At 56.0% G+C, this 18575-nt stretch carries 6 protein-coding genes; all 6 read left to right on the top strand.

All coding sequences use genetic code 11. The features are described from left to right. Positions 1-140: 140 nt before the first annotated feature. The 6 genes from FIU92_RS17480 (at position 141) to FIU92_RS17455 (ending at position 18330) form a co-directional block, all read left to right on the top strand. Entirely contained in the window at positions 141-10076 is a 9936-nt protein-coding gene (locus tag FIU92_RS17480; RefSeq protein WP_152459987.1) for a hypothetical protein, read from the top strand. Next, complete coding sequence (locus tag FIU92_RS17475; RefSeq protein ID WP_152459986.1) at positions 10076-15775, top strand: hypothetical protein; 5700 nt, start codon at positions 10076-10078, stop codon at positions 15773-15775. The genes FIU92_RS17480 and FIU92_RS17475 overlap by 1 nt, the downstream gene beginning before the upstream one ends. Beyond that, on the top strand, positions 15772-16233 hold the full coding sequence (locus FIU92_RS17470) for a hypothetical protein (protein ID WP_152459985.1): 462 nt from the start codon (positions 15772-15774) through the stop codon (positions 16231-16233). The genes FIU92_RS17475 and FIU92_RS17470 overlap by 4 nt, the downstream gene beginning before the upstream one ends. A gap of 57 nt (positions 16234-16290) precedes the next feature. Continuing rightward, on the top strand, positions 16291-16758 hold the full coding sequence (locus FIU92_RS17465; protein WP_152459984.1) for a hypothetical protein: 468 nt from the start codon (positions 16291-16293) through the stop codon (positions 16756-16758). 16 nt (positions 16759-16774) lie between these two features. After that, positions 16775-17407, top strand: coding sequence for a hypothetical protein (locus FIU92_RS17460; protein ID WP_152459983.1), 633 nt, complete (start codon positions 16775-16777; stop codon positions 17405-17407). Between the two features lie 326 nt (positions 17408-17733). After that, complete coding sequence (locus tag FIU92_RS17455; RefSeq protein ID WP_152459982.1) at positions 17734-18330, top strand: M35 family metallo-endopeptidase; 597 nt, start codon at positions 17734-17736, stop codon at positions 18328-18330. Positions 18331-18575 lie beyond the last annotated feature (245 nt).

Below are 18575 nucleotides of genomic sequence, written 5' to 3'. Positions count from 1 at the left end.
GTTCACGCGATCCTTTAGTAACCGCAAAGGTGAAATCTGAGGGGTGAGAAAGGGGGCCGCCTACAGAGACTTCTTTATGGTGCGTTTGTTCGCGCATAATACAGATCCATTACAGGTCCGTTGAAATCTCCATCAGATTTTTGAACGCTTTTTCGAGTTTCTTTAATTGTACTTGGACGTTTAAACAATGTTTTTTTGTGGAGGAATTGTTGAAGGACGAGTTGCTGAATAATGAAGAATTTGTTGAAGAAGGTCAGATTGCATCCTGGACCAACTGGTGCAAAATTTCCCGCCGTACGTTTCTGGGTTCTAGCCTCGCGATAACTGCTGCCCCGGCTTTGGCTACGAGAGGCGATGCTCTTGATGACATCGGACTATTCTTTGAGCGATCTGATGACCGGCGTTTTGTCCGTGTCTATGCCGAACTTGGCAATCTCGAAGCCAAACGACAATCGGATGCCAAAGATGAGCTTCTAAAGACGGCAACCAAGGATGAGGCCGTCAAACTACGCCACGAAAAGCAAAGGTTCCTGAATGAGTTTGCCGCGTCGAGAGAGAGAGAGTTTCTGTGGGAGCTTGATTCCTTTCGATATGGTCCGGAAGCCTTTTTTCAACTCGATGCCGTTTCTGCAGATAGCATAGATGATGGCCGGGAGCATCTTCTCAGTGTCAGGAACGTCAGGTTTGCGCGTGATTTTAATCGGTTTGTGCAGTTCAGATTCAAACGACAACGTATCGGCGGTCGACTGTGCTGGCGCGTTCGTGCCCTGACAGACTTCTGGTCAACGGGGCGAACCGGAAGCCAGTTTGGCTTGAATGCGTTAACATCCGGCGGTTTCGTGGACCTGCGGTCTTTTGCACGCCGCAGCGTGAATCTGATTCAAGATGTCAGTAGGACGCGCATCAACGGAACGATGCGCCGCGTATTCAACAGGCTAGTGTCGTCACGTGCGTCCTTGCAAGTTGGCCTCTGGGCCGATGGCGATTGGTCCCTTGAGGAGCGGAAGCTTGGGACAGCTCCCCTTGCTGCCGGTCACTCTGATTTGCGATTTTCGACGTTGCAAATGGGTTGGGCTCTGCCTTCGACAAGTGTCACGCGGCCAATAACGAATGACCCGGTCCCAACATCTGATTTGCGGCGGTTGGAGGCCAGTCTTGATGGTGTGCCAGGCGGCGCGGTCGTGGCGCTTGGAAATTTCTCAGAGCCGGAGCGAAAGGTGGGCGAGACACGCAAGCTCACCTTTGGTTCCGGTGCTTTGCCAAAGATCGGACTTACGTACCAAATCGATCCAAAGAATCAAATAGACCCGAAGTCACGCGACGCCAGCCAACCATACGACGAGATTGTTTTGCGAGCAGACGAACGCGATGGCGAAACCGTTCAATCCAGAATGCCGCGCGAAGCCACGCTTTATGTCTTGGGGGACTGGACGACCGATCTGTCGGTAGGAGTCGACGCCGTGGGTCCGCTGCCTGGCCTGTCCGGCGCGTTGCGACGGATCTCTCGACTTCGGAGCAGCGACCGTCCGACCCGTGATCCCTTCCTGTTCCGCAATGATATTACGTTCGGTGCCACGCATAGTGCGCGCAGAGCCCGTAGACTTGAAACGCCGCTCGGTTCGCTGATCGTTGACACTCCACCCGCGAGTGACGCTCCCTCCGAGGGTCCCGCTTACGGATCAATTTTCCGGGATCGCGCAGGCCTGCCGGTGCGATATTCAATGTTTGCGACTGGGTCGGGCACAACTTCCAGCGTCACTCTGGAATGGGCTGAGATTGCGCTGGAACTGATAGAAGCCGGTTTTGCGCTCAAGGACGCGCAGTACAGTCGACTGACATTTGAACATGCTGCTTTCCAACTTCTGTACCACCGCAGCGGGTTTTCCGAGCCGATTAGTGGCAGCTACTACGTTCTCGACCGGGGCGCGACGGCCGACGGCGCGTGGTGCCGGATCGATTTGAGCCTGGCGAAGCTGAAGGCCGCCCGGGCCTGGGACCTCTTGAACCTGAACTTTCGGTTTGCGGGGCTTGCGCTGGAGTTCGTCGCAGACGCGCATGAGATCGTGGGGCTCACCAACGAGTGCATGGTGATTGCACGACCGGGAGAGAATGCGAGATCCCCCGACATTCTCGACAATCGTCCGACGTTGGTTGTCGAGTTTCCGCCTCAACACCTGCTGGAGCAGGCCTTCTTCCATCCAAAGGATCCAGATCCCCCGGACGTCGCTCGCGAAGACCCTGTCAGTGAAGCAGAAAAGGAGGCAGAGCTTCTCCAGCTTGTCCCGGACGGGGACGCTTGGGATTGGTCCGTATACACGCCCGCTTGCTCAAGTCTTGACGGCTGCAAGGAAATCGATCCGTTCGTCACAGACGACGTTTTGCTGGCACTGTCGCGTCTTCGTATCGACAAACGCATCAGCTTCCGAAAGGAGGTGCTCAAACGCAAGATTGCGAAAGACAAGCATGGCGAAATGGAGGTTTTTGCCGATCGTTTTCGCACAACCGCCCAGGCTTTCAACGACGGGGCAACCGTCGATCTCGGGTTCAAGACTGTCCTGACAAAGCGCCAAATGCCGGAGGATCAACTGACCTACATCGGCGATCTCGCGATGGACCCGCAGGCCTCTGCCATCGCGCGCGAAGTGGCGAGGACGATCAAGAACGCTGATGTAAATGCCGCGCTCCAGAAACTGTTGCACGAAGCGCGTGTCGCGGCCAATCGCATTTTGTCATTCCAAAAGACCCGTGAAACCCAAGCGTTCAGCACCGATTTTGACGCGGCCATGGCGCTGGAACGGCAGATTGCATCTGCCGTGCCGCGTTACGCGCTGGTTCGCGAGTTGTGGCGTGAGGAGGCAATCAAGGAGCTTGAGCAAACCGCCACACTGCCACTGGAAACGCAAAACATTGAGTTCGCGCTCGATTTCAGTTTTGTCGACCTGAGCGTAAAGCCCACGCCAAGCGCCGTTCCAAGTCGCGCATGGGCCAAGGATATTTCCGGGCATCTTTTGAATGCCGATGCCACGCTAATAGGGCGCATTGCCGCCCGTTTGGCCGGTTCAGTGTCTCCGGGCGGTCTTGCCGAAGCGCGTGTCTCCGAACCGTCGCGACTGGCGTTCAAGATCACCTGTCGTGACAGCGTCGCCGTTGAGCGTGTGACGCATTCTCGCCTCGACCAGCCTGTCGATGAGGAGAATCAACTCGGCAAGTCGCGGATGGATTTCTCCCTGTCTGCACTGACGAACTGGGCGTCCATGGAGCTTGCAGTGACCCGCCGTGCGGCAACCGTTTGGAAGCCCGGAACCGGTGGTCGCCTTGATCCGCGAAGTGATCGAACGGAGGACCTGTCCGCTGGGGCGAAACTGGACGCGCTCGGGTTCCGAGTAAACGTCAATTCGCTTGACCGGCTTGAAGATGTCCGCGGTGTCATGCGCTCACCTCAGGCGCTTGAGACGAGCATTGAACTTCCCGCCCGATTGATCCTGTCGCCATCTGATCGCGCAGTTTTTCTATCCCGGAAGAGTGTTTTCAACTCGGTCTATTCTGACATACCTGTATCAGCGGACAAAATTTCACGCGTTGATCCGAATTGTGATTTACGTCCGTTGTTCAGCGCACGCCTTTTCACGGGCGGTATTGATCCTGGCATCCGAGCTGTGGCATCTCCGGATTTTCGAGCGAGTTTCTTATGGACCGGGGCCGCCGACGATGCCGGCAGAAACCTCGATGTTTCTTACGCGCGATTGCCGGGGTATGGCCCGCCTCCAGCCGGCAATATTGCCCCCTGGATGTTGACGCGCGCGGAAACCCATGCCGAAGGCATAGGCCCGAGACATTTGATGGAGCGTGCACGAGCTATCAATCCAGACGAGTTCAAAGAACTCGAAATCGACCCCAAAAAAACGACAAAGATAGAACCTGGTGATTACGCCAGCGACGAAACCTATTGCGCCGCTGTTCTTGCAGCCGCGGCGGACGAAAAGCCTGCGGTGTTGCCCGACATCGTCCGACGCATGTGCGTCCGCCTCGGGCTGACGGTTGATCATGAGAAGCGGATCCTCAAACGTGCACGCGCTTTCCGTGCGGCACTGTCCGCGAATGACCGGCACCAACTCGTCGTTTTGAGCTCGGCCTTCGGTCTCCCTGTAACCGGACGACGAAAGTCGACGGGTGAGCTTGTTGCGAATTCTGGTCAAAGCGAACCGGACCCTCGCCACGTCCTGGGCGACCTTTTGCCAGGTTCCGCGATTTACATCCCGCCCACGCTCAATGTCACCGAACTGGCGCTGACAAGCCTTGGCGGATCCGTGCGCGCCGACACCTCTTTCGTTCCGCCGGCCTCTGCGAGACGGTTGGACGGTGGCGCACTGTTCGATGCCCTCACGGTGGAAAAGTGGACACAGTGGACCGTTCTGGGGAGGGATGTCTCGACTGAAGTGGTCTACAAAGGATTTTTGTTCCCGCTTGGTCACAGAGCTGCTCTGGTCAAGGTAACCGAGCGGACCTTCTATCGAGATCGGCTACAACCGGAACAAATTCGCGCCTATCTTCGGCAGCGTATGTTCGTGCGGTGCACGAAGCCGGAAAAGGTCTACCCAGCGGTGGGGCAGGCGAATGATGGAAGAGCCTTCCCTGCCGATCAAGTCACGCTTCTGACCACCGTCACACCTGATATTGCCGACCCGTATGAAGGCGGTGGGCGTGTTGATATCGGACGTCGGCCCGGACTTGCCTTCTGGCCCAGCTTGACAGCGCTTCCGGGAACAGAGGTGCGGTTTGAAATGAATATCGGCGGACAGTTTACCGACCTGCCGCTGATCTTCGTCGACAATACAGCCGCAAATGACGAAGCCGCGCTGGAAATTCTGGTGCAACGGTACAATGAGATTGAAACACCGGACACCAGTGATGGCGCAACGCGGTCGGCTGCGATCGACCCAATCAAGCACATGCGCACCTTGCGATTTGGCGGCGCGAAAATGCGGTATGCGCCAGAGCTTGAGAGTGGCTCGGCAAGTATCGAGACAAGTACCTGGACGTTAATGGCCGAAGGCAGAGAGCGGTCGGTACCGCGTGAGCGCAGAGGCGCCGGAGCCGACGCAGATATCAGGAACGTGGAGTTCCGAAACACCAGTTTCCGGTTCACACCGGTTTTGCAGGGTGTGGACCAGCCTCCATTCTATCCGGCGGTTGATACATGCCACATCCGTTTGCGCCAGAACGAACGCCTGACGGGACGCGTACCCGACACGCCGGTCATCGCGAGCTTTGATGGCCGCTACATCAAGAACGGCTTGCCACTGTATCGCCAGGGAGAAGAAGGGGCAGAAAGTAGCGAAGCCCTGGTGGCCATTGCCGAGGCGGCCAAAGAGATAGGCAATGGCATGCAGCTTTTCTTGCGTGTTCTGACACCGCAGGCGCAGAGCATGGGGGATAAAGGAGATAACTCGGGTGCTGTGTTCCGCCCGGACGGGCATATCGTGGCACTCTCGAGGTCGAAAGGGGCAGTCACAAACTTTGACGGTGATGAAAATGACTGGGTGGTAATCCCAACCCCGACGCCCGGCGCCGACAACGTGTCTGTCCAACGCCCAAGCCTTGCTGCGGAATACAACGTCCCACCGAAAGCCGAGATCGCGGCCAAACCGGTTGCAGCAGTACCGGCAGTACCGGAGGCTAACCAAAACCCTGAAGACGATGTTACGGAAGCACTCCGAAAGGCTCGGGAGCTTTACGAGAACCTGTTTTCGAGCGACGCGAAAATTCTGGGTCTCGTCAGTATCAAGGACCTCTTCAAATTCATCACAGAGGAGTTTCTCGAAGATCCGGCGACCGGCGCACCAGAGCTTGCGGAAATGATCCAGTACGGGGCAGGGCAGGTGGCCGGCGCGGCCGCAGATGCAGAAGAAGCGGCTCAGAACGCGCAGGAATTCGTAAAAGACAAGGTGCTGCGCCCCTTGAAAGGTGCGCTTGACACGGTTCAGGAACATTGGGCCGGTCTCGATACAGGACTTTCTCAATTGCAATCCGCAAGCGGAACGCTCATTCCCTCAGTGACGCTTCAAGAGGTGTTTCCCGAGCTTTGGCGCGGGCTTCAATCACTCCGCGCCGCAATCAACAAGGCTATTGGGACCGAGGACCCGCTGGAGTTCACCTTTGCCTGTTCGGAGGTCTACGAGGCGGGCCAGCGTTTCCTGAATGCGATAAGGGTTACAGCTGCTAACCCGGTTCAGAAATTCGCGGATACACTGATCAGCCGTGTCGACCTGATCAGTGGCGCGAACCTTGATATCTCCAAAGTCATCTCGGATGGCGTCGCGGAGATTCTGGGGCCCTTCGATCCGTCCAACCTGCCGCAAGAACTCGCCCAGCTGATCGTCGGTCCAGGTGGCACCAACGACCCGTACCCCTGGTTTGCCATCCCGTTCCCAGACAGCATTTCCGGCGTCGACGACGCTATTTTGCAGCGTATTCGCCAAGCATTAATGCTGCGCAAACGAACCGTCGAAGACGCCGTCCGCGAGTTCGTAGAGAATGTGCTTGTAAAGCTCTTGCCCCCCGCTGCACCACCGACACCGAAGAAGATTGAAGACGTCTTCAAGGAAGAGTTCGCCATACTCGCCAAGAAACTAGGTGAAGCGCTCAAACGGCGGATCGACGCAGCCATCGTAGTCGCGAAGGCGGAATTCGCCGGCACGTTGCCGGATGACCTTGCTCGTCAGTTGGCCTCGCTGAAGGCGATGTACGGTTTGCAGGATCAAGGCCGGTCCTTCCTCGCGCGCCTGTTCATCGCCGCTGATCTGCCGCCTGCCATGACCGAAATGTGGCGCACCGAGTTTGAGCGCTTGAAGAACGCATACACCACGGCGCAGGCGCTTAAGAAGACCATAGAGGATGAACCCGAGCGGCTCGATGTTGTGGCCAAACGATTGATAGCCTTTATTGAAGTCTTTACCGGCCGTCTGGATTTCAATGTGGAGGAGTATTGTACATTCACCGGGTGGACGACGCTCCTCGACAAAATCGGCAAATCTCTCGACCTCACGAAGCTCGCATACTGCCGGATCGAAGAACTGACCCTCGACCCCGAAGTGGATAATCTCTGCGTCTACGAGAGCGGACAAATCTCAATCATGCCGCCAGCAGGCGGTGATCCCGACCTTTGCAAGACGATCCACGAGGCGCACGGCAAGATTGCCGAGATATTGGAGAAACTGGAAGACGTCGACATTACCGACATCGCCGAGAAGGTGAACGACAAGGCCGAGAACTTCGTTCCAAGTGGCAAGCAAGAAGTTGCGGACTGTGTGAACGGCTTCATCGATTTTGCAAACGTCCTGAAGAGGGAACTCACAAAGATACGCGATGCGGCGGGAGAGGCGTTTTGCGATCTCCATAATGATGCGCTTGCGGTCCACGCTTTGGACGCAAGTGTGCAGCAGGCTCTTGGGCAGCTTGGCGATTTCTGTAAGATCGGCGTGCTTCTGAAAGAGAACAAGCTTGCACCGGCGACCCGGCAAATCGACAGCTTCATGAAAGGGCGGCAGGAACTCCTCAAATCGCTCGTGGTGCACTTCAAGTCGATTGTCGATGCCATCGGGAATGTCTTGAAGGAAGACCATATCGACAAGGTTCTGGCACTTGCCGGAATTGTCCAAGGTCTCAACGTCCTGATCCAGCTTGACAAGGATGATGGCGGCAATCGCGTGGAGACAATCGTCAACGAGTTCAAGGACCTGTCGGAGGCGTTCGAGGAGATTGCCGGGGACGCCGCCACAAGGCTCGTCGGGCTTATTAAGCCGATTGTCGCTCAGTTGGCGAAGACTGCCGCCGAAGTCGAGACAGCCTTGAACGGGGCCATTGCTGAGATCGAGGCACTCCGGCCACCGCCAAACGATAACGGACAAGAGGCTGTTATCAAGCGCCAATTGCTGGCCGAGACAATCGACAAGATCGACCTCACCAAACTGAAAGGCGATGCCGAGGATAGCAGAGAGGCGCTGGAAGCCCTTTCGATGGAACTAGACAAATATCCCAACGGCAAGACCGGCTTCGAGGCGGTCAATGAGCTGCAGAAGATATTTGAAGACATTGCGACCAATCTCGCTCAACCGGCTGAGCGGACCGCATTGCCCGCCGCCGCGCGCGAGGAGGTCGTCGACGCCGCGACACAATGGATCAACGATCAAGCCGACGAGTTCATCAGGCTCGAAGAAGAGGGAATCGAAGCCGCCGTGAAATCACTTGCCAGTATCGGCGAAGATATCCTCGGCTATGCGGTGGGCGAGATTTACGCGCGTGCCGATGATTTTGCCCGGGCTTCGATTGGTGGCGTTTTGCCAAACTCAATTACGGCAAATTCACTTGGGTTGGACCCGTCCGACCCCTTGCCGGAACGCCTCACGCCAGCCGCAGACATGCCGAACCTCGGCAGTGTTCTTGGTACGGATCCGGGTGCCGAAGAGCAACCGCGTGGCCTTGTCCACGAAGTCTACGTTGGACTCGTGGCGCTCCGCCAAATCATTCTCGACGCGATCAAGGACGAACATGGCCTTCTTCAGGATCTGAGCAACAAACTGCAACCGCAAGTCGTGGTCGGCGGTACTTCGACTGACAGGCTGACCTGGGCAACCAACGGACTGGCGACGGCTTTCGAACCCACTGCCAAACCCATCTCTGATCCCGCTAATCGAGAGTTCCTTCGCGCGTTCATTCAAGGCTGGGTTGACGGGGAGGCCGCGCCAGTTGCGATCTTCACTGGGCTTGCCGAAGTCCTCGGCCAGCTTCTGAAGGGTCAGCTTCTGGACGAGATTGCGCTCGACGTCGTCCGTGACCAGATCGAGGAACACATTCTGGAACTCGTGCCATCGAAAATCGAGATGAGTTACGGCTTTGGCACCGAGTTGTCCGAGAATATGAAAAAGGCCACGGCGGGCATCTTCGAACCACGAAACAAGTCCAAGTTCCGGGTTGATGCCACCATTGTCATCGACTTCTCCAACACGATCTCAGGTGTATCGGACGGCATCGGCAACGGCGGCCCCCAATTCGCCCCGCCGTCTGTTTCGGCAAAGGCGGAAGGATCGCTTGGTCCATTCGACATCAATCTCGTGGGCGACTTCAAAGCCGTAAAACTGATATTCGCGGGCGCGAGGTTTATCACGGAGGATGGGCGGGACCCAGTATTCAAAGTTGACTTCGTGGATTTTGAGATCGGCGAGGAGCTTGAATTCGTTCAGCAGCTTGCCTCTTACTTCACGCTCTCAAGCGACAGCGGCTTCTTCATCGAGCCGACAATCTCACCTTTGGGTTTGAAGGCAGGATACGCTCTGCCGTCGACGACGATATCTATCGGCACGGCGTCGTTCTTTAATGTTGCGATCACCGCCAGCGCCCGGCTGCCTTTCGATGGGGCGGACGCGCGGTTTGGGGCCTCGCTCTCTCGCAGGCGCTCACCTTTCACTGTGTCGATCGCGCCGTATGGTGGCTCCGGGTTCTTCGCAATCGAGGCAAATACAAAAGGCATCGTTGGCTTCGAGGCGTCGTTTGAATTCGGTGGCGCCGGGGCCTTTGCCTTCGGTCCGCTCACCGGTCAGGGACGCATCATGGCAGGCATCTATGTCCGCCAGACATCTTTGCCGGATGTTGGAAAGGTCACTGAAATATCAGGCACTTTCTTTGCAGGCGGAAGTGCGAATATTTGGATATTCAGCTTTTCATCTTCCCTATATGTCCGGCTTGGCATGGTTAACGGGGACATGTCGGGTGAGGCGGTGTTCACCTTCTCATTCTCGATGGGGATCAAGGACTTCGAGTTTTCTGTTCAGGTCTGGAAAAAGGAAGGAAAGGGGTTCCAACCGACGCAGCAGGCAAGTCTGCACCCATCGCTTCGGACCCTACGGCGCGCTCTTCATGATGGTGTGCAGCTTGCTTCGCTCCAAAGCGAAAATGAGTTCGTCGAAGTTGTCACAGTTCGGGACCCGGTCATCAGGGTGAAGGTCGATCCGCCCAACGGCAACTGGCGGGATCACCGCAAATATTACGACATGACGATGGTGTGTGAGGATTTGTTCTGATGGCGCGTGATTTTGCAACCAACATTGTGAAAGAAGTCAACACCACCCCGATCTACGCGCGCCCCTACGCGCGGGTTGTCCCCAACGGAATTGTTCGTTCCCGAGGCAGACGGTTCCTTCGCGCCACGGTGCTTCTGACACCCGAACTGTCCGGAGAAAACGGGGATGTTCCCACGGGTTACACGCTCCAAAGCTGGCCAAAGAATGTATTTGAGAAGCTTGCGGGAAGCGATTTCAAGATTCCACTGACCATATTCGGGATCGATGCCGGGAATGTGCCAATCGATATCAGTAAGTGTGGCACACCTTGTCAGGTACAAGCAGACGCCTGGCGCGCTGACAGCACATTCAGCGCGACGGAGTTGGAAGAGCTGCGCCGGATCTGGCTTCGAAATTTGTTCGAGGGGGATGAAACCGAATGGCTCGCACTTGCCAAACAGATCGACGCTTCCTTGGGCAGTTCTGCGGCGAATCCGACTGCGCTGGACCAAACGATAGCAACTGCCGCGCCGTTGAACGCTGAAGAACAGACCAAAAGGGACGAACGTCTCTACGGGAACGACGGGCAACTCAAACTCAAGATTGAGCCCAACGCAGAACGTGCCGTGCAAGCGATGGCTGCCGTGCCACATTCGGACCTTTCGGTTTCCATCGAATTCCAAAGGGTCGAGGAGCTTCTGATCTCCTATGCGGAAGCGGAGCAAGGTGGGGACGTGCGTTGCGCTGCGGAACTAGCCCGTTTGAAGTGTCTCGCCGAAACGCTCACTGAAACGCACGTGCCGCCCACAGACGAGATTGTTCCTGAAAACATCGTCAAAACCAAGCGCCGGGAGGCAGCCATCGCGAGACATAAGGCCTTGCGGGAAAAAGTCGTCGGCGCGTCCGAATCTGTGACCAAAACACTAACGTCTGCCGCCGACGCAGCAGAAGGTCAGAAATGCGTCCGCTCCGCACGTCCGTCGGAGGTCGAGGTGCCGAAAGCGTTTGTCGCCGGCGATGACGCCGAGAGCACGTTCGAGAGGGCGGAGGAAATCGCGGCATACGCCAGTTGGTCGGAATATGCTGATACGGCCCCAGGAGAAGCGCCAAAACGGGTTCACGAAGAGGCAAACCCGGTCCTTGCCGCCGCGGAGCGCGCGTTCTTCACTTTGCAGTCGACACCTGCACTTGCACGGCTATTCGGCCTCGCTGTCGATGTACGTATCGATCTTGATGAGATTGAAAGCAAAACTCCCTCGGTTAATGACGGCTTCGTCCTTGTGTCCTGTCCCGATCCCTCCTGCGGAGGCGAGGAGCGCAGCTTTCGCGCGCTGCCACTAACCCTTGCAAAGCTGGAACGCGCAAGAAGTTGGTTTTACCCAGCCTCAGAGACAGAATGGGAGTGCGAGGAGGCGTCGCCAGAACGTGACGGACATTTTCGCATGGGGGTACCGCTTGACCCTAAAACACCGGATCGGTTGCGTTATGACCTCACCAGTCTCGATATCAGAACAGCAACTGAGCTTGAGTGTCAGCGCCGCCAACTTAGGCGCGCAAACATGCTGGCAGTCCCCGCCGAAGACAGAAAGACCAAAGATGGTGACAAGGACAACGAGAAATGGGCGAAAGCCGGTCTTTGGGAAGACCTGTGCGAGGCGTCCAGTCTTCAGACATCCGGCCTCGCCCTGCTCGACCGCGGTGTTCTCCAGCAATCCGCGCTCAATCTTGCAGCCAGTATTGCTAAGTCCGAGGTGAACTTTCCGGCCGGCAGTGATCTTGCCAGGCTGGCCGGTGCATCAATCAAATCAAATCTCGCCGTTTGCGGGGCACAAAAGCAATTGGTCCTAGACGCTGCTGATCTAACTGTCGGCGCACGGTTAGATGTGGGTGTGCCGGTCAAGAAAGGGGATGGCAACTCTGATATCGTGACAGAATGGCGGTCGTTAACAGGGCGCGTCGTCGATTACGGGACTTCTGGCGATCAGAATACCCGGAGTTTTGTGAATCGGAAGCTGCCAAGGATTGCGGGCCGGTTCAAAAGTGAACAGCGCGTGAGCCTTGACAGTGCCATGCAGACCGTTCCGGCACGGTTGATCGCGACAGACGAGATGGACGGCGAGAACAAGCAGCCCGTGGACGTGGTGATGGAAGAGGCCATCGCACAATGGAACGGTGATCCGATGGGGGCCGATAGCGCATCGCGACCGGGATACGTCTCTGAAGCCGGCTTACGATTCGGACGGACGATCAGCCTTCCGGATTCTGATGATTTTGACGATAATTTGTTGCCGCCGCCCCTCCGTTATGGCTGCGCCTATCGCTTCAAGATGCGGCAGGTGTTTTCCGGCGGTGCGGCCGTTCCTGTCAATGCGCTGGCCGACGATCAGTTGGATACGCCATACCCGCCCAACCAGAATGAAGCACAGCCATATTTTCGCTTTCTTCGTCAGTCGCGACTGGACGTGCCGACTGTTTTGATGCTGCGGGGCGACGCCCAAAAGCTGAACCTGCCCATGGGACCGGAGCACTCGCTCAACATGTTGGTCAGGTCGATCGATCTCACTGGGGACGAACGAAAGGTTCCAGCCTTGAAAGAATTGCTCAACCGGGAAAAACCAAGGTCGGCCCGGCGCATTCTGTTGCCGCCGCAGGTGAGTTTCGAAGAAGCCACACGGCATGGCGTGTTCGATCAGTTGCAATTTTCGCGAAAACCGCAGGGTTTGATCCCGCGCGCGTCAAAGACGGATGAGGGGGGCTTTCCGACGGTTGGAAGCGCAATAATGCGAGGCTTCAACAGCGAAGCCTATCTGGTCAATCGGCGGTATCCGTATGATCCTAACGACGCCGATAGTGACGGCGCGGGCGACGCAGTTCTGGATGTCACCGGTGTCGAAGCAAACGGTCGCTACTACCCCGATCCCATGGCTTCGCAGCTTGTGTTTGCCCTGCGCCATCCTGCGGAGGGCACCTATGTCGGAGACCCTGTTCCGGTCGAAGTCGAAACTAAGGCTGGGTATCCACGCATGTTGCCGGTTGTCGTTGACTTGTTGCGGGCGACCACACCTGCAACTGGAGAAGCCCATATTCGTCTTTTCTTGGCCGGTCAGAAAATCCGTGTCGAGACAGGCGGCGTCGACCGCCTGCTGTCGCGCATCGTGGTGTCCTTGCCGCCCGGCGAAGACTACGAACTTGATTGCTGGGCTGTTCCGAGTGCGGAGGACCTTTGCCGGAATTTTTCATTGATCCAGTCGCTCGCGATCTACGCTGATCGTATCGTAGGCGACAAGACTCAGGATGAGTGCCTGAGGGAGGCTAGGGAAACGCTCGGGACAGCGTGCAACGCCGAAACTATCGTGGAAGCTTTGGCCAGTCTTGCTTGCGGCGGGTCAACTGCTGACCCAGATACCAGTTTTTTTGGCCCAGGCGGAGAGATCACGCCCCCTAAGGTGGCGCTTCAGGCACTCGCCCAGAAACTTCATCAGATGATGTTAAGGCGCCCGCTGCCGGAACTGGCATCCGTTCGCTCGATCCGGGTGACACATGCCATAAACCGACCGATCCGCACGCCAATTATACCAAGCGTTCCAGCGGGCGGGGATGGACCAAGGTTCGAAGAAAAGGTTGCAGAGATTGATACGGCGCAGATGCGTGTGCTGCGACCGGAAAATAGTCGGTTGGAAACCGATGGAAAACTGATCGGAAAGGACGCTATTGATCACCTGGCGACTGAATTCGCGCTGGACGGTCAGATCAGTTTTCGGCTCGATCAGGTCGACGGTTTTGAACTGATAGGACAAGCGATCCTGCCGGGCGCGTCAGCCTTCGATGATCCGAAACGCGGTCGGAGCGTTCCCAAGAAACGCGACGGGGACTGGCCGAATTTCGAATTGGACGACGGGCGTGTCTTCTACCGAACTGGCAAGGATATTTTCGGTTTTGCAATCAATGACATGGGCGTCACTAAGCATGACGAGGTCACCTTCCCGCTCTTGCGCGTCGAAAACCTGTCGCGAGAGATAGAGAAGACAGCGGGCGGGGATGCGACACTCCCGCTTCGACCGTTCTTTCTCGCTGACCAACAAACGACAGACGAATGGCGTGTCGTTCGCAAGCATGTCTTCCCCGACGAAAAGGCGCGGAAACTCCTGATCAAACCGCGCGTCTTCGGGCGAACAGCGGCTTTTCTCGATACGGCGAATTATGTTCGCGGCGGCGCTTTCAGAACGTCGGAGACACTTCCGCAGGCCGTGACGTACAAGGATGGGGATTGGACAGAAGTAATTCTTCCGGCCACCAAACGTCCCGCCAAATGTGACGCGCCCGCGCCGGAACCGGTTTTTGCTTGGCATGGGCGCATCGAGGAGCGGGGAAAAAACAAAGGCTTGCTACAGTCCCGTCGGATTGTCACGCGTATCAGGCTCTCGCGAGAATGGTTCTCTTCCGGCGAGGATGAACAGTTGGGCATTGTGCTTTGGCCACCCAATCTTGACGAAACTAACCTGGCACCCTTCTGCGACGATAGTGTTCCCATCCCAGACCCGACGACAGGCGAATTGGGGCCAAAGGCGGTCCTACCGCATTTCATTGATGATGATCTTGGGCCAGGTGGGCGCTTTGTGTCCCGAATGGGACTCGATCCGATTGCAGGTCAAGACGACGAGCAGTTGATGCAGGGGCTCGCCTGTGAGGTGCCGTTAGAGAAATTCGGAGTAGAGTTCCGAGCAGGGCAAGTACGCCGAGCGAACCGCCCTGGCCTATTTATTGGACCAGATGCATTTCATCGCGACCTTGAGCGCGAAGACGGTGATCCACGCAAAGCCACGTATGTAGCGAACGCCCTGATGCCAACTGTGGAACAGGCGCGCGATGTTGGTGCATTGGTTCCTGGCAAATCACTGACCGTCGGTCTTATGTGTTATCGACCATTGTTCGATCCCGAGACTGAGGAATGGTATGTCGATGTCGATCTGGATATTGGCGTCCTGTCTGAGGCGATGGTCCGCTTCGGCCTCGTCCGATATCAGCCCAATACAAAAGAAGACCTGCGCGTCTCGGAACCGGTGACGCAATGGGCGCACGTCATGGCAAGCCGTCATTTGATCGTAACCCAGAACGATTCTGGGGGGCTCACGCTGAGCTTGTTCGGAGCGGCTGCACTGAGCCGCAAGTCGGCTTTCGATCCGTCAGAGGATCAAGGCGAAGAGATCCGAGATGCGTATCGGTCTGTTTTGGATGCCAAGAAGGAAGGTGCGGCCGACGCTTTGTTCGCGCATGAAAGACTACATGACCGTCCGCGTTTGCACTATGAGGTTTTCCGAGAACGCCAAGGGCCGGGCGGTATTCTCTTGAGGACGCCAGTTCGCTTGGATCAATCCGACACTGATCCTCTGGGTCGCCCGAATGCTGGATACCTTGTGCCAAATGACAGCCCGGCTGGCTGGATCAGCCTTTGGACACGGGACATGAGTCTTCTTGAAACGCCGGTGCCGGGTGAGACTTTCGTGCTATACGTCGAAGAGCGGCCATGGTTTCGGCCTGCCAGTTATCCGATCGAACCGGCGCCCACAGGCGTTGCGCTGTCACCAGATACTGACATTTTCCGGCCTGCCGGTCCTCGCTACGCAGCGCGCCTTGATTTGGGGCGCTTGCTTGGTGGCGTGAGCAAAGACGTCAATTGCGAAACTGTTGCGGATGAATATCCAGACGGGAGGAAACGATGAGACTTTTTGAAACCGCGTTGTGCGTTGCCTTGATCTGTGCGGGGGCAGCTCAGGCTTCCTGCAATTCCGGTCCTGACTGGTGCACCGACGACCCGCGTATTCCTGCAACGCTAAAAGAGAAGAAAGAGCGGCTATCAAAGGAGTACCCAAATTACCTGGTAGCGCTTTTGGACCTAGGCGTTCAGTGCGTCGCACGGATCAACCAGTCGCCCGACGCTTTTACTATTATCGAGGTGTTTTCAAACGGTGATTGGCAGACGGTTCCATGGGATGCGGATGCCGAACGTATCTCGAAGACGCGATTGTCCGACGGCACTATTTCGCATTTCTGGATGGTGAATGCTCGGCGTGCCTTCGCTTGTGACGGACAACCCAAATACGATGAGAGGTCCGATTATGTAACGGGCGAAGATGTAAACGCCGACCTCGCGATAAGGTGCAATGACCCGAACTGCTAAGGGCGGAAAGAGCTTGGGTTCTGTGCGCACGCCATATGATCAAGAGGAGCGCTGGTCATGCGGTTTCTGACTGCTCTGGTCCTAGTGGTCTGTGCCCTTGGCTCGACCCCAGCTCATTCGAACACCGTGATTCAGAAACGGATTGCCGAAGACAATCCGTGTCGCGGATTGAAATTCGATGCGGGCCTGTTCTCAATAGGCATCGACCGACTTCAGAGCGTCAGCGTCGAGGGGGCGGCGGTCCTGCTCACAGGTGATGTCGTTGACGCAACGTTCACAGGTCGATTGGCATGCGAAACGTCTTCTGCCGCATTCGTGCGGGCCGACGCCTCGGTTCGAATATCAGCAGCTGCAACCATGCATCTCGATACCTGCGATGTCCCAACAGTTTCCGTGACGCTAAGCGATTTTGGTGGCTCGAAAGCCGGCGTGCTTCGGGCTTTCTCCGCAGATATCGAAGAAGCGGTGAAGGCGGAGATTGTGGAAGGCCTGCATGAAGCCTGCGTGGCCTTTAACATTGATTGATCGGCAGGAGCCTGAAGTGACGCAAGAACATCTTCGCAAGCTTTGGAGCGTTCTGGGTGCGCTTCTTGCCTTCTATGCAGCGAACGCCTGGATTGTCAGTCAGGGTGGAAACCCGATCTTTGATGTCGACTTGATTGAGGATGGGCCGGGCGTCGGATCCCTCGTGGCTCTCCCAATCTGCGCCGTGCTGACCATTTTGGTCAGCCGCATCGGAACCGCCTACGCGCGACGAAGCGGCGCCGATGCGTGGCACGCAAAGCTGCCGGTGGTTTGGCTGGAAGGTCTCGACACGTCCACATCGGGCGGGCGCTGGCATCAGCTTTTTTTTCTGACGGCCTTCATTATCATGCCAGCGCTATCATTGGTACACTTTGCCCGGAAAGTCCTGGATGCACCTGTTTGGCTCCGTTCGCAGACAGGGTCGCCCGGTTCCGCAATCGATACTGTTCCGTTCTCAGAAATCTTCTCGATGACCCACAAGATCGGCGGTTTCATCGACGAAAAGGGTAAGCTTCAAGGTTCGGTTGATTGGTATCCGGCTGTCGAACCGCTTATTTTGGCGGCGCTTGCCCTGGCGGCCTGGATTTCCGTCTTGGTCTTCCTCAACGACCTGTTTTTCGCCCAGAACGAGAGCCCTGGCGATGCTTAAAGCTATCCTAGACAAACCGGGGAGGAGCAGTCAAAATACTAGAACTTCGGTTTGCGTTAAGATTTTGATTTTCCATAGAATAACTTATGGCCACCCAATCCTTGGCGTTTGGGTTTTACCATGTCGCCCGAGGTCAGCCAGACGAACATCTCTTAGTTCTTTCTCCAGTTGACTTTGAAGCGGAACAAAAGAAAATGAATAAGGCAAATGTATTAAAGACTGGGGGCACCTCAACGAGATGGCGCCTTATCGCAAACGGCATAATTGTCCTTCTGAATTTCATAACAGACGATCCTGAATAAAGCTAATCTGAGGAGTCTTGAACAATGAGGTTCGCAGCCTTGCTTTCCTGCATCATTTTGATCCCAACCGTTTCGCTGTCAGATATTTCGGATAGTCAAATTCCGTGCTCTGATGCGCAACAAAACATCGTTGAACAAGCGATAAAGACATCACAAGATGGGATTGCGCAGTCGATTGACGCAATGGCACTCTCTAATGTGGCAGACGAGCAGCGTTTTGCCAGATGGTTTGGAACGAATGCTGAAAACGCTGTACAGGAGGTAAAGAGAACTTTTGAATTCGCACAGACATTTTCCAGTATCTCTAATATTTGGTGCCCGATTGCGAATTCACCTGAGCTTGAGTTCAGTTTGAATGAGCTTGCTGCATATTTTCCAGATGGGTCTGGAAATATCTACTTAGCCCCGGAGTTCTTTGAACAAAGCGCGACGGGCAAAGATTCATTCGCTGGTGTGATTTTACATGAGATTACTCATATCGAGGCGGTCGCACCTACAATGGATCATGAATATGGGGTTGCTGACGCTCAAGCCTTAGCGACTTCTGATCCTGGAAAAGCTCGTAGAAACGCGGATAACTATCAGTACTACATGGAAGATTTACTGTTTGGCATAAAGTAGAATAGCGTTTTAGAAAGGGGATAAACGTGACAACATTAATCTACGATATAGTGGACTCAAATCAGAGACTTAAAAGGATCGAAGTTCGCGAAGGGCAAGGAAACTGGGAAACAACATATGGCTCGGGTGAGTTGTGCGTTGATGACGGAACCTTCGATGACCGGGACGGTAATCTAAAGCTTCTGGGCGTGCTACATGGTGCTCCACGAACCGTCATTGCACTCAAGAATACTGGGTTCGACGGG

Source organism: Ruegeria sp. THAF33, from assembly GCF_009363615.1.
Lineage (GTDB): Bacteria > Pseudomonadota > Alphaproteobacteria > Rhodobacterales > Rhodobacteraceae > Ruegeria.
Note: the sequence above shows the minus strand (reverse complement) of the source record. Positions and strands in the feature narration are given on the sequence as shown.